The 14,318-nt window shown below is 43.3% G+C and carries 11 protein-coding genes; 2 read left to right on the forward strand and 9 right to left on the reverse strand.

The features are described 5' to 3' along the window. Window position 1: 1 nt before the first annotated feature. Window positions 2-220 (reverse strand): hypothetical protein, encoded by a 219-nt coding sequence (locus RA178_RS15495; protein WP_251068800.1) that lies wholly within the window; start codon window positions 218-220, stop codon window positions 2-4. A gap of 182 nt (window positions 221-402) precedes the next feature. Next, window positions 403-2,076 (reverse strand): diguanylate cyclase, encoded by a 1,674-nt coding sequence (locus RA178_RS15500; RefSeq protein ID WP_131525348.1) that lies wholly within the window; start codon window positions 2,074-2,076, stop codon window positions 403-405. A 245-nt stretch (window positions 2,077-2,321) separates the two neighbouring features. On the opposite strand from RA178_RS15500, the gene RA178_RS15505 reads away from it, so the two are divergent. Then, entirely contained in the window at window positions 2,322-3,173 is an 852-nt protein-coding gene (locus RA178_RS15505; RefSeq protein ID WP_263145046.1) for a DMT family transporter, read from the forward strand. A 62-nt stretch (window positions 3,174-3,235) separates the two neighbouring features. Here the strand turns inward: RA178_RS15505 and RA178_RS15510 are convergent, their stop codons facing one another. The 3 genes from RA178_RS15510 to RA178_RS15520 all read right to left on the reverse strand — a co-directional run bounded on the left by RA178_RS15510 (window position 3,236) and on the right by RA178_RS15520 (window position 5,937). Next, entirely contained in the window at window positions 3,236-3,775 is a 540-nt protein-coding gene (locus RA178_RS15510) for a YfaZ family outer membrane protein (RefSeq protein ID WP_028760670.1), read from the reverse strand. Between the two features lie 166 nt (window positions 3,776-3,941). Then, entirely contained in the window at window positions 3,942-4,475 is a 534-nt protein-coding gene (locus tag RA178_RS15515; protein ID WP_306682652.1) for a GNAT family N-acetyltransferase, read from the reverse strand. A 91-nt stretch (window positions 4,476-4,566) separates the two neighbouring features. Continuing rightward, complete coding sequence (locus RA178_RS15520; protein ID WP_028760672.1) at window positions 4,567-5,937, reverse strand: magnesium transporter; 1,371 nt, start codon at window positions 5,935-5,937, stop codon at window positions 4,567-4,569. 151 nt (window positions 5,938-6,088) lie between these two features. Here RA178_RS15520 and RA178_RS15525 point away from each other — a divergent pair, with 151 nt between their 5' ends. Next, window positions 6,089-6,574 carry a glutathione peroxidase gene (locus tag RA178_RS15525; RefSeq protein ID WP_012588182.1) on the forward strand — a complete coding sequence of 162 codons (486 nt, stop codon included), beginning with the start codon at window positions 6,089-6,091 and terminating at the stop codon, window positions 6,572-6,574. A gap of 1,016 nt (window positions 6,575-7,590) precedes the next feature. Here RA178_RS15525 and RA178_RS15530 read toward each other — a convergent pair. The 4 genes from RA178_RS15530 to phoR all read right to left on the reverse strand — a co-directional run bounded on the left by RA178_RS15530 (window position 7,591) and on the right by phoR (window position 14,255). After that, entirely contained in the window at window positions 7,591-9,444 is a 1,854-nt protein-coding gene (locus RA178_RS15530) for a M1 family metallopeptidase (RefSeq protein ID WP_306682655.1), read from the reverse strand. Between the two features lie 613 nt (window positions 9,445-10,057). Further along, window positions 10,058-11,029 carry a PstS family phosphate ABC transporter substrate-binding protein gene (locus RA178_RS15535; protein ID WP_113941039.1) on the reverse strand — a complete coding sequence of 324 codons (972 nt, stop codon included), beginning with the start codon at window positions 11,027-11,029 and terminating at the stop codon, window positions 10,058-10,060. Window positions 11,030-11,499: 470 nt separating this feature from the next. Next, on the reverse strand, window positions 11,500-12,822 hold the full coding sequence (locus RA178_RS15540; RefSeq protein ID WP_306682614.1) for an IS4-like element ISSba6 family transposase: 1,323 nt from the start codon (window positions 12,820-12,822) through the stop codon (window positions 11,500-11,502). Between the two features lie 134 nt (window positions 12,823-12,956). After that, a complete protein-coding gene (gene phoR, locus RA178_RS15545; RefSeq protein WP_105249762.1) occupies window positions 12,957-14,255 on the reverse strand; it encodes a phosphate regulon sensor histidine kinase PhoR in 1,299 nt (432 codons plus the stop codon). Between the last annotated feature and the right edge of the window lie 63 nt (window positions 14,256-14,318).

Consider the following 14,318-nt stretch of genomic DNA (forward strand, 5'->3'; position numbering starts at 1 on the left):
CTCAGTCCAAGCAAGATGAAGCTAATAAATCTAAGATAAAAACATAAACGGCGCAGATAAATTCTGCGCCGTTTATGTTTTCTAATGTTCTAATAATACCAATCGTATTAAATATCTGTTCATTCAGCGGGAGTTCAACGCGCTTTAGACAAGGCGAAGGCTTGAAGGCATAGTGGTGCTCTGTCGAAAGCCTTAAACGCAGTATAAAGGGCGTTGCCATGTAGTAAACATCAGCCGCCCTTCGGGAGCCACACAGGCATCCCACTCCCGTGTTGCATTGACTTAAAAGGGAATAACCATTTCTGCGTCAATGCGCCTTGGATTGAAATACCTGTGAGGCTCTGAACTGATTAGCTATTTAATGTGATTGGTATAAAACGATTATTTTAAATTTTTCAATAACTAGCTTAAATGTAGCCTCACATCGACACCGCGAGTATCTGCATACTCTTGACGACGCTTATCCATACGCGATTGATATAAGTGAGTGTCAGCGGAACGCAACCACTCATGGGGATCTGCGACCTCAGTGTTTAACGACATCCCAAAACTACACTGGCAATCTTTAAAACCATGGCTTGCTAATTCTTCACCTAAGCCACTCAAAGCACTCTGTAATAACTGGATACCAGCAGAAGGCGTCACAATCACAAACTCGTCACCACTAATCCGATAAACCTTCATGTGCGCTAAGTCTGTTGCTTGCAATAACTGCACTATCAACAGCAATAATCTATCGCCTTCTTGATGGCCAAGTGTTTCATTGACACTTTTCAGACTATCGATATTCAATAGTGCTAACGCCATCGGTTGCACGACTTTATCGGCAAATCCTAACTGTGAGTTCATATATTCGTCAAAGGCATAACGATTACCGACTCGCGTTAATCCATCTAAACGTGCCTTTTCCCATGCAATCGCTAACTCTTCAATATGCGCCTTACGTTCCTCAGCAAGTAATTTCAGCTTATTCGCTAACGCTAAGGACAGTAATAACGCATCAGCCGTACCGCCCATCAGAGTCGCAAGCTCTGCATGTTCAATGAAATCAGGAGTGAGCCCCATATTTCCGGGTAAAATAATCACCGCAGGCAACAGCAAGCAAGTAAAGGCAAGAATAAAATAACGCGCAGGAGCAAAGCCTTTCATCAAGCACACATTACCGCAGGTAATCGCTAAAGCAATCCATAGCATGATCAGTACAGAGGCAATAATTGCCGTATAGGACAACAACCAAATACTGGTCGGCAGAGCCACAATACAGGCAAACATTAAATACTGACTAAGACGCCACAGCCGCGGTGAGTAACTAGGCAACTGCAGGAAGTGCTTGTAAAACATGATATTAAAAATGGGCAAACTGATGAAAAACAGATGATGCAACTCAAGGTAATGAAAATTAAATAAGTGTGCGGGCAAATGGAAAGTCAGTGCCCAGCCACCAAAATAAGCAAATACATAAAGGCCATAGTAGAGAAAGGCTTTATCAAGAATAGAGATATAAATCAAAATATTATATAAGGCGATAAACAATAATCCGCCTAAACACAGCAGCACTGCCATTGCGAGACGGTCAGACATCAACTGATGATCCGCCACACTTTGCAATGCTATCTCAGGGGGAGAGGAGTAATAACGGCTACTCAGCTTCACCACCAGCCAATAATCCGTGCCCATATTCAAGGTGACCTTACGGCCATAATCGAATAAAAACTGGTATGGAGCACTGTAGCCACTGTGGGCATGTTGTACGCTGCCGTCACTGCCGAGTATCCAATAATCTACGGATTCAATAATCGAATTACTTGCATCCACTACCCAGTTTGATTGACGTTGATTGACCATCACAGGTGTAATCATCCAATAATCGCCACCGGTTAAGCTGACCGAACTAGCTTCGTCGAGTTGTCCCATCCAATGGGGCACGGTTTCAAACCGCTCAGGAGGCTGTTGATCCGCTTTAACATGGAACAAATACGGGGAGTCCAACGCAATTTCAGCGCTTAATACAGAGGGACTTAATGTCCACAAGAAAAGTAAAAAACACCCAAATAGAGTTTGTTTAAGTTTGTTCATCGGCTTATTTAGTTAAAGGGCCATAGATCATTTTTACAGCTATGAAGAAAATGCTAATGCTGTCAATCTTAGTCGATAGTTGGATTTGTAGGTTAACTTTATGGCTACATTTAGTTTTTTACAATCAGTTAGGCTAAATTAGTCGGATATACCATGCCTTATGATGCTATTTTAGTCTCAAAGTCCAAACTGCGGCATGAAATTCAAGATACACCTTAATACTGACTTATTTTTGCTGGGATCCTATGCAGCCTCTATTGATGATTTTAGCCGCACAACTACTGATTGCCAGCGGTAACCTATTGGTTAAGTTGCTTGAAACCAATGCACCTGTTTTTCAACTGGTGCTCTACAGGCAATTATTTGCCACCCTGCTTGTACTGCCTTTTGTGTGGCACTTACAGGGTAATCTTAAACTCAGTCCTTTTTACAAAGTGCATCTCGCCCGCGCGCTATTGATTGGACTGGGCAACGCCATTTTTATGCTCGCTATTTTGCATCTTCCGCTCGCAACAGTAACAGCCGTGATTTATACCTCACCCTTGTTACTGCTAGTACTATCGGCCATTTTTTTAAATGAACGTATTGGTTATCGACGCACGGTCGCAGGTCTTATCGGCTTTAGCGGCATTTTGCTTATCAGCCAACCAACAGAATTTAACCTGTATATAGGTTTAGCCTTTTTCGGTGCCATGACATCAGCATTGAATAGTTTGATTTTAAAGGCCTATTCGACCCATGAACATCCTTTTTCCATGCTCTTTTGGTCTAATGCCTTTGCGATGATATTTCTGATACCTGCGACCTTATACGAAGGCGCCGAATTTAGTTTACCAGTGGCGCAAGTGGGGCTGACTTTGGGACTATTTTACATTGCCATGACCTATCTCATCATCCATGCCTATCGACGTGCCGATGCGAGCCAAATGGCACCAGTAGAATATACAGGATTGATTTTTGCAGCCTTGTTAGGCTGGTGGATACTCGATGAAGAACTCAGCCTAGTGATTTTAATCGGTATTGGATTGGTCATTTTCTCATCCATATTGCCAAGCTACTGTGAGCTAAAGGCGAAATGGAAAAGCCGGCGAAGTTAACCTCGCCGGCTCTTTAATTCGACATCACGATCGCAATATAGCTAAATCAATAAGCCTTGTGCTTAGAAACGGAATTTACCGCCAATATACACACCATCTTCGAAAGTAAAATTGCGAGCATCATCGTATTCGAAGGCAATCTTGCGGTAACCAACATAAAGTGCCATGTTTGGCGTTATACGGTATTGCACTTTTGAGTCTAATTCATAATGACCATCAACATTGCCAAATGACAATACAGACGGTGCATAGTAAGCCGCGGCGTGCAGTGAAATATTGGGCCCCATTGATAGTGCATAACGACCACCAACAGAAACAGCACTGCCATTGGGTGAATAGTCAGACCAAAGCTGGCTTAACTGAGCACCGACCTCAAAGTGATGCACACCCGCATCATGGGTCATGTGCATTGCACCTTGAGCGATATGGCCGCCTTCATCCGCATAGATATAACCCAAAACCGCGTTAGTATCTTTGTTCAATTGCAGTTCTAACTCAGTTGAAACCACATCGTTGTTCAACCCAAGATTAAATTCTGACGCATTCACTTGCAGCGCTGCTGCACTCAATAATAAGACACTTGCTACTCTGAACTTAGCCATAAAAAAACACCTCAATAATGACTGTGGGTAATAGCCGCGGATCATACCGAATAAATAAAGAAAATCAGCCTATTTGCGTATAAAGAGGGATTATTTGCGAGGAATATACAAATGTAAAACAAGATGAAAACACATTAAGATCTAAGTCTTTTCACTTACAACACAATTAGACCGCAGGGGTACGATCGCCAACTAAAGACTGCATTATCGCTTCAGCATCGACATTAACGCTTAAAGCTAAGTAATACCAACCCACAGTATTTCCCGTGCCACGGATACTCAAATAATTACGCCAAAACTGAAAACCTGCCTTCAATAAATTAGCTTGACTCGACGTATTCTCGGCGCGAATAGTCGCATACAAAATCGACATACCTAGGGCCTTTGCCACCTCAATCCGTTTATGAGTTAACCCTTGTGCTATGCCTTGACGCCGATAATGGGGCGACACCACCAGATAACCCAGTTCACCGACAGTGCCTTTATCGACAGTGCCTTTACCGACAGTGCCTTTACCAGCTTTTATCGCGGCGCAACCGACTATCTCACCCTCGATAGTTTTCGCTAAGATCACCGCACGGGAATGGAAAAAGACCTGATGATCCAACGGATGAGCATTATCATCACGCCCATCAATTAATTGTGCCGCCAGCGCTAATTCTTCCGGCTTTTTACCTATAACAAACTGAATGTTATTCATATCCAGATTAAACCGTTAATGTTCCCAACATACGGTGAATGCACACCAAATTGCCGTGCATTCATCTTCCAAACTCACCCAAGAACCCACGCTACAGATATAACAACGTCGCCATACCTAAGAAAGTAAAGAAACCCACCACATCGGTCACTGTCGTTAAGATCACTGAACCCGATAACGCCGCATCTTGATTAAACTTCTGCAACACCATAGGCACTATCACCCCAGCAATAGCGGCAACGGCCATATTAATCAATATCGCACAGCCAATCACTATACCTATCGTCGCTTCACCGAACCACCAGCCAGAGACTAAACCTATCACTATCGCCCACAAAAATCCGTTAACTATGCCAATGCCGAGTTCGTTTTTCATTAGCGAAAACAAGTTACCCGCCGAAATCTGTCCCATGGCCATACCGCGGATCATTAGCGTTAGAGATTGGCTCCCCGCGATACCGCCCATAGAAGCGACAATCGGCATCAACACAGCTAATGCAACCACTTGCGATAGGACATTTTCAAATAAACCAATAGTCGCTGAGGCAAGGAAAGCCGTCAGTAAATTGATCCCAAGCCATACAGCACGGCGCTGAGCACCTTTCATAATCGGGGCGAACAAGTCGTCGGATTCATCCATACCCGCTGTTGCCATCAACTGCGCCTCATAATGCTCACGCACTAATGCCGTTGCGGTTCGTAGCGTCACTCGGCCGATTAACTCTCCGGACTCATCAATCACAGGCAATTCAATTTCGCGGCTGTGCTCTATCGCTTCGGCCGCTTCTAAAAGACTCGTATCGGCGGATAACGCACGGCAGTCCTCAGACAAAAGTGAAATCAATAATTCATCGGGATTATGTTTAAAAATATCATAACGACGAACAGTACCTTGATACTTATCCAGATCATCAACGATAAACAAATTGTCGTTACAATCGAGCTCTATACGGCGAAAGAAGCGCTGCGCTTGAGCAACTGTCGCCTTATCACTGAGCACCAACATTTGATGATCGGTATAACGGCCGATTTCATTCTCAGAATATTGATCATAAAGTTCGAATCGTTGTCGCTGACGCTCCCCCATCTGAGCCAAGGCACGATCGGTAAAACTTTCAGGAAGATAATCACTCCACTCAATTAAATCTTCAGGGCTTAATTGCGCAAATAACAGATCCACTTCATTGTCAGGCATCCGCTTCAGGATCCCCATGCGCGGATCGGCACGCATTAAGCTCAACACTGTCACTCGGTCAGCAAATTCAACTTGCTGCCAACGCTCGTAACGCTCATCCAAGGGCAAGGATTCAAGCGCTAAGGCTATGGTTCCAGGTTCTGAGTCATTCAGAATTTCACTAAACACTTCAGCCTGTTCTTCGCCTTCAACTTCAGTGAGTTGTTGAACTACTTGCCCCACATCCGCTTGCATGTTTGTTTCGTATTCTGCGTCATTTTCTATCACACAGATGCCCTTTTCTTTAGCCACAAAATTGCTGTAACTATATTGATAATTAAGTAAATTAGCAAACTCACAAAATAAATTGCGCGCAATTATATTGCTGAAAATTATTTTAAAGTTTATGCTGTTTGGCTAAGATCCTACGGAGGTGAACATGACTACGAATATATACAGCCAATCAGCAACAGACATTCAAGGCAACGCGGTAAGCTTAGAGCAGTATCGGGGCAAAGTACTCTTAATCGTCAACACCGCCAGTGAATGTGGATTTACACCGCAATACAAAGGATTAGAAGCGCTATATCAAGAATACAAAGATCAAGGCTTAGTGATTTTGGGCTTTCCTTGCAATCAATTTGGCGCCCAAGAAAAAGCCGATGAACAAGGCATTCAAGCCTTTTGTGAATTGAATTTTGGCGTGACGTTTCCGCTATTTTCTAAAATAGAAGTGAATGGCGAACATACCCATCCACTTTATCAATACCTTAAGAAAGCCGCTCCCGGCGTATTAGGCACTCAAGGTATTAAATGGAATTTCACTAAATTTTTAGTTAATCGCCAAGGCGAAGCAATCGAAAGATTTGCATCAACGACCAAACCCGAAGCATTAGAAAGTAAAATTGCTGCTTTACTAAAATAATTTAATCACTATCTATTTGAAATCTTGCAGTTTATAAAAATTTAGATTTATTTTAATTTTTTTATGGAACTTTAACCGTACAAGGCCCCTCAAATGTATTGAACAGTGAATGTCTTTTTCATGTTCATCATCTCCCTGGGGCTTCTAGCGCAGTCCCCTTGACCTAGAAATAGGTCATTAGGCAACCATTAGGTTGCCTTTTTTTATCCCATCATTTTATATGTAAAACAAATGTAACAACTAAGTATGGGCACGCAATATCTCTCAAAAACTTTTTTTGTCTTTTTTCTGATATCGGTGAACTTAATTAAAAATGACGACTCTGAGTATAGGTAAGGATTAACGGATAAGATTAAATGCACCTTGAGAATGAAATATGTGAAGTCGCAGTTTCATGCACTCAAATGACACAGTTTCTGTTTTATCGCATTGAGTCGAATTGGTTGGTCGTTCATCATCATCTCCCTTTTGGGACACAATAGAAAACACGCTAGCGCACTGAATTCTATTTGTATCCCGCACTGATTTCCTTGCGGCAACCTTAGGTTGCCATTTTTTTTACTCAAATTTCAACAAGCGCTAACGCTAGCTTATAGATTAATAAATCTGGCACGCGTTTAATTTTTATCCCTATGCTTTTAATGTAAAACAAATGTAACACTTAAGTGTAAGCACTCAGTATTCCCCAGAAAAATGTCCTAGAAAATCTTTTTGAAACTTTTTGGAATTTTTTCTGATATCAGTGAACTTAATTAAAAATGGCGACTCTGAGTATAGGTAAGGATTAACGGATAAGATTAAATGCACCTTGAGAATGAAATATGTGAAGTCGCAGTTTCATGCACTCAAATGACACAGTTTCTGTTTTATCGCATTGAGTCGAATTGGTTGGTCGTTCATCATCATCTCCCTTTTGGGACACAATAGAAAACACGCTAGCGCATTGAATTCTATTTGTATCTCACACTGATTTCTTTGTGGCAACCCATAGGTTGCCATTTTTTTTACCTAAATTTCTATAAGCTGAGTGATTTGTCCAATTGAACTTGAATCGAAGGATGATAGCCTGCACGCGCCTTTGTATAGATGTCTTTTAATTCAGAGTGATATCCCGCAATTTGTAACTCAGCATAGAGTGGCCGTACAAATTTACCGCGTCCAATACGCACTAAATAGGCACTTAATGCCGGCAACACAGGATCATAATGATTACGAATCGCGACTCGAAACCAATCACAGGCAATTTCTGCATTAGTCGATTGGGTTAATTGGAAGGTCTCATCCAGATCCATCAATTGAACTTGACTAACGACTTCAGGTAATTGGGTCAGAAAATATTGCCAATGGTGCACTCGCCAATCTTTAACGCTTAATCGGCCCGCTGCTGTTCCCTGTAAAAAACACGCCAGCGCATCATCGACTTTATCTAAACTCATGGATGTTGGTCCGCAATAGCCCTCAGGTAAGCCTTCACCATAAATCCACGTTAATAGTTCAGCTTCAGTGATTTTATCTGCATGTAATTGCAGTAAAGTTTGTTTTGCGTACTCGACAAACACTTCGGTGGTAATGGCTTTAAACGCAAAATGATTCACATAAGTGAGTAAAAATTTATCAAATTCTACTCGCCCTAGCCTGCGCTCTAAATCATGGACAAACATCGAAGCCTTATCATAAGTAAAACGATTAAAGGCAAGATTAGGATCGTCCTGCTGCACATTAGCGGGTAAAGTTTGCTTACCCGTAGGCAAAGACGCTATTTCTTCTTTTAAGCGACCAAACTCTATTACCCATTCTAATTCTGCCTGTTCTTTACCGTAGACAACCTCGACAATACGGTTAGTAAAATAGGTCGTGAAACCTTCGTTTAACCAGAGATCACGCCAAGTCGCATTACTGACCAAATTGCCTGTCCAAGAATGCGCTAACTCATGGGCAACGGTTGACACTAAACTTTTATCACCAGCAATGAGCGTGGGCGTTAAAAAGGCTAAACGCGGATTTTCCATTCCACCGAATGGGAAACTCGGCGGCAAGATAATCATGTCATAGCGGCCCCATACGTAAGGACCTAACAATGACTCGGCAACGTCGAGCATGTGCTCAGTATCTTCAAACTCTTTTGTGGCGGCCACTAACATGCTCGGCTCGGTATACACGCCGCATCTTGGACCTATCGCTTGAAAGGCAATATCACCCACAGCCAACGCCATTAAATGAGTCGGAATAGGCTGTTCCATCTCAAAGTGAAACACACCATTAAGTGGCGTATCGGGATGATTCATCGCGCTCATTACGGCGCGCATGCCTTTGGGCACTTGTACCTTAGCATCAAAAGTGATCCGCGCTTTAGGCGTATCTTGTAATGGGATCCAACTGCGGGCATTGATCGGTTGCGATTGACTAAAGAGGTAAGGTAACTGTTTACCCGCGGTTTGCTCAGGCGCTAGCCACTGTAATCCTTGGGCGGACGGAGAGGTTTGATAGTGAATACAAACCTGCTTGCAAAGAAATGCAGGTAAAGTGATACACAATTTTTGCCCGAGTATGGGGTCAGCTTCATTAAGCACAAAGTCGAGCGGTTCTTCATCCATTTCTGTTAATACATTCACCCCCTCTGTAGCATTAAAGCAAGTCACAGCAAGTATGGTTAGATCTCGACTATCAAGCCAAAGCTCTGTTACATCACACTCAAGAAAATCCAAGGACAGCGTCGCTTTAGCGAAAAGACGCTGCGCGTCAAAATCCACCATGACATCTAAAGAGACATGGGTCACTTGCACTTGTTCGGTATTCGCAAAAGAATGGTAATCTCGGGTTAAATCCCAAGGGGCTACATCAGCTAATGTACTCTTAGTTGGTTGCAACACTGTCGCCTCGATATTCAAGTTTTGAGCGGTATGTTCTAAATAGTGAGTTATGAGTTACCTTGCTGTGTTGACGGGCTTGATAACTTATCACTAATCATTAGAAGGTATTATCGACTGCAAATTTACTCAGAGGCAAATCGTAACTGAGCTCTAGAGCTCCTTAGGAACAAGTTTTTTGTAACAGTTCATCTTTGGGTGTAGGTACCGAGTTTGCAATAAGCTATCTCTAGCTTGCTGGATTTATCGGTAGTCACAGTAGAAGCAGCTAAAATTGAGACGTGCAAACTTGGCAAAAATCGAGTCAGCCTCTTTTTATAGAAACAAAATGCAAAATTATTTAAAATATTTCGCACTTTCCCTGAACTAATTTGATGATGCTGAGTCAGATATTATGAACCGAATCTTTGTAATGAGTTTCTTCGTTCATCATCATTCTCCTTTAGATGGTTTCTAGCGCGACCGTCCCAAGATTCCGAATTGGAATTTACAGCAACCTACTTAGGTTGCTTTTTTTATGTCTTTAATTTGGTCTAAACCTGACATCATCACACATTTAAAACCACAAAAACAAAAAGGACCTCCTAAGAGGTCCTTGATTAACAAGCCGTTTGGCTTACAAGCGAATACCTACTTGCTCTAAATCTTTAGCAACTACGCTATTAGGCACTGGCACATAGCCATCTTTCTCTACCACTTGCTGACCTTGCTTAGACAACACATAACGCAGGAATTCTTTTTCCATTGGTGCTAAGTCTTTGTTTGGTTGCTTGTTCACGTAAACGTATAAGTAACGTGATAGTGGGTAAGTACCATTAGCCGCGTTTTCAGCTGTAGCTTCGATAAACTCATTGCCTTTCTTAGCGATGGCAACAGCTTTAACACCTGCAGTTTTGTAACCGATACCTGAGTAGCCAATCGCATTCAGAGATTGAGAAACAGATTGCACAACAGAAGCTGAACCAGGTTGCTCGTTTACGTTAGCTTTAAAGTCACCTTTACAAAGCGCGTGCTCTTTAAAGTAACCGTAAGTGCCCGATACTGAGTTGCGACCGTAAAGTTGAACGTCTTTGGCAGACCAGTTACCGTCTAAACCTAAATCGCCCCAACGTTGGATGTCACTGCTACCACATTTGTGAGTAGAAGAAAAAATGCCATCAACCTGTTCAACGCTTAAACCTTTGATTGGGTTATCTTTATGTACGAATACGGCTAAAGCATCGATAGCTACACGAATCGCAGTTGGCTTATAACCAAAATGCTTTTCGAACGCTTCTACTTCATTAGGCTTCATCTTACGGCTCATAGGACCGAACTGTGAAGTGCCTTCAGTCAACGCTGGTGGCGCAGTAGAAGAACCCGCCGCTTGGATCTGAATGTTGACGTTAGGGTACATTTGTTTAAATTCTTCTGCCCAAAGTGTCATCATGTTGGCTAAGGTATCTGACCCTACAGATGATAAGTTGCCAGATACACCGCTCGCTTTTTCATAAGTAGGCAGAGATGGATCAATCGATGCCATCGCAGTGGCAGAGAATACACCAGCGGCTGTTAGAGTAATCGCGCCGACAAGCTTTTTCAGTTTCATTATGTGCTCCAGTAGTAAGCTAACTAATTTGTAACTTAAGTTTCTTCAGACGCAGCCAGTATCAATCGCTACAATGACAATTCTATGTCCGTGATATGACACTTAAATGACAATGCACTATTTATCGCTTTTTTCTGTCATTAATACCAATCACATTAAATATCTAATCAGTTCAGAGCCTCACAGACATTTCAATCCAAGGCGCATTGACGCAGAATATAGTCATTCATGCAACACCGGAGTGGGATGCCAGTGTGGCTCCCGAAGGGCGGCTGATGTTAACGGCATGGCAACGCGCTTTATACTGCGTTAAAGGCTTTCGACAGAGCACCACTCTGCCTTCAAGCCTTCGCCTTGTCTAAAGCGCGTTGAATCCCCGCTGAATGAACAGATATTTAATACTATTGGTATAATAAAGACTCAATAAATCTAGAAATAAAAACAGGCCCTAATGGCCTAATGCCGTTCACTTAAGAGTGAACGGCATTTTTCTTTGGTCTAACCGGGAACTTGTTTTTGCTCATTTTAAGAACTCGTGGATATGCCCTTTCCCGTTTACCATCCAGCTTAAATTGCCGTGCATTTCGTTCTATATCCAATACGTCTCTCGGGATATTCCCCGGTGTTTGTGATGACAGTTGTGTCAACTTGAAGATGATATAACTCGCCGCATCTCGAAAACTCAGTTGATTGGGGTGGACCGATGGCAAGCTTTTAGCCATCAGCAACATCTTATATCTAATGAGATTATAGGCCAGTAGCACGCCCCATAACTCTTGAGTCACCAGCTCCGGTAGTTGACTACGGAGCGTAAAACGGCTCTCCAGTAGATGTTGCTTCATCTCTCTGTAGCCCAGTTCTATTTCCCATCGATGGGCATATAAGTCGACGATGTCTTCGCTGGGGTAACGCATCGGGTCTGTCAACGAGGTCAAAATGGCGACTGGCTTACCTTTCACTGTCTTAGTCAATAAACGCGCTTCAAGAGTTTCAGGCAGCTGCGGCCATTTCTTTCTGGCCTGAGGTGTAGTGGTGAGTTTCACCCACTGATCATGCTTTCCTAGCGTTCGCACCACCTCATATTGAGTGCCTTTCTTCAATGGCAACAACCAGTGGCTATCAGGTTGCGCTTGCTGCCAAGCGTGTAACAGGCCGAGCGAGTAAAATCCTCGGTCAAATAGGGTTAGGCTGTAATTGGGAATGCTAGGAATGAGCTGGGATGCTAAGTTCATTTCATTTTCGGCAACCGAATCAAAGGCGCTGTTGACCAACAAATGGCTGCTTAATTCCATCAAGCAAACCATGCGAATTTGCGGATAAGCAGCTTCGCCTGAAGCGTTTGCGGTACGCGCAAAGGCGGCTTGATTTTGGACACTATCGGGTGTCCGCCACACTACACCGTCAACACCATACAAGTTAAGGCCGCACCAATGAGGATGTTCAGCTCTCGCGTGCCAGGTATTGGCGCTGCGACTAAATACTTCTCTAATAACCTCACTGCCCAATCGTTTACGCGCCTGAGTCACGGCGCTGCGTGCAACATAATCAATCTCTTGCGGCAAAACAATGTCGAGTTTGTTGATGAGTGACCGAACAGATTCCCCTCGGAACAAAGCCATTCCGATAACGGCCCAAATCATCGCGTCCATCGGCAATTTACGCCGTCTTAACGTCGCAACGCCCTGAGAGTCTAGGCAAGATTGAATTAACTCAGGTTCTAACACATCTGCTAAGCAGGTGAATTCGGTTAGGCGGGTAATATGAGTACGGGCGAGTGCTTCTGAGAGTTGCATAAAAAAATCCGATGACATGAGGTCATCGGATTTTGATCTTTTCAGCGAGATCGTCAAGCGATCTGTCTTAACTGATCGGCATTACCCTAATGGCCTGTTTTTATTATTCATTGTAAATATTTCACTCACACATACTATTTCTTACGTTCGATAAGATGCAAAGGGATAATAAAGCTAAAAGTACTGCCTTTACCGACTTCACTGCTGATTTTAAGCTTACTGTGATGGTGGTTAAGCGCATGTTTTACTATCGCTAAACCTAAACCACTACCACCAGTTTGCCTTGAGCGCGCACTGTCTACCCGATAAAAGCGTTCCGTTAATCGACCAATATGCTGAGCCGCAATACCTTCACCCGTATCCGTTACGCTAAAGATGGCGCCCGTAGCCACACTGCACCACTGCACTGTAATTTTCCCGCCAGGTTCTGTGTAACGAATCGCATTAGAAATCAAGTTAGAACAGGCACTTCTCAGCTGCAATTCATTGCCGTGAGAATCAAGTCCAGGCTCACAATAGAAACTCAACTCATACTTATCTTGTGCCAGCGCCTTAGCTTCCTCCTTGAGCACCTCCATCAACTGCGTCATATTCACAGTGTTTTCGAGGTTAATATCCGCTGCATCTTCAATTCGCGATAACATCAATAGCTGTTCGACCATAGATTGCATTCGTCGTGTCTGCTGCTGCATCAATGCTAACGGCTTGACGTTCATCGAATCAGGCTCAGCCATGCTTTGCATCATTTCGAGGTAACCCTGTAGCACAGTGAGCGGCGTTTTTAATTCATGCGACACATTGGCGACAAACTCTTTTCGCATTCCCTCAAGCTGACGTATACGAGTGATATCCCGCGCAATTAACAGTAGCTGCCGGTCACCGTAAGCCATGATACGGATTTCAAGCAAACGCCTATCCGATACCGGCGAAGGTAACTCCAGCGGCTCTTTGTATTGTGCGGATTTAATGTAAGCAGAAAAATCAGGATGACGGATTAAATTATCGATTCGTTGACCATTATCCTGTGGCCACACAAAACCGAGAATGAGTTGCGCTAACTTGTTACACCATAAAATATTATGCTCTGAATCAAGCACGACAGCGGCATCGGGTAACGCCTCAGCACCTTGACGAAATCGTGCCAGCAGTGCGGCCAGTTGACCGACACGCCGACGATTCTTCCCTTGAAGGCGATAAATACCGTTAAATACACCTTCCCAGCTCCCACTGCCCTGCGGCGGCGTGAGTTTCCTATCCCGCCATAACCAAAAGTTAAGCCGTGATAATTGTCGGTAATGCCAGCAAACTAACCCTAGCGTGCCGATAAAGAGTATCCAGAGAAGTTTCCCTACCAATAAACCTATTAGCGCGCAAAGCAGTAGATATAAACCTAAACGCGTAAACAACCGATACCCTGAATAAGAGTCAGACATAAATAAACCCAAACATCAGGCTAAATAAGAGGAGCACAAGATAGCGTAAAAGCTAACTTGTGC

The sequence above is a fragment of the Shewanella oncorhynchi genome (assembly GCF_030848765.1).
Classification (GTDB): domain Bacteria; phylum Pseudomonadota; class Gammaproteobacteria; order Enterobacterales; family Shewanellaceae; genus Shewanella; species Shewanella oncorhynchi.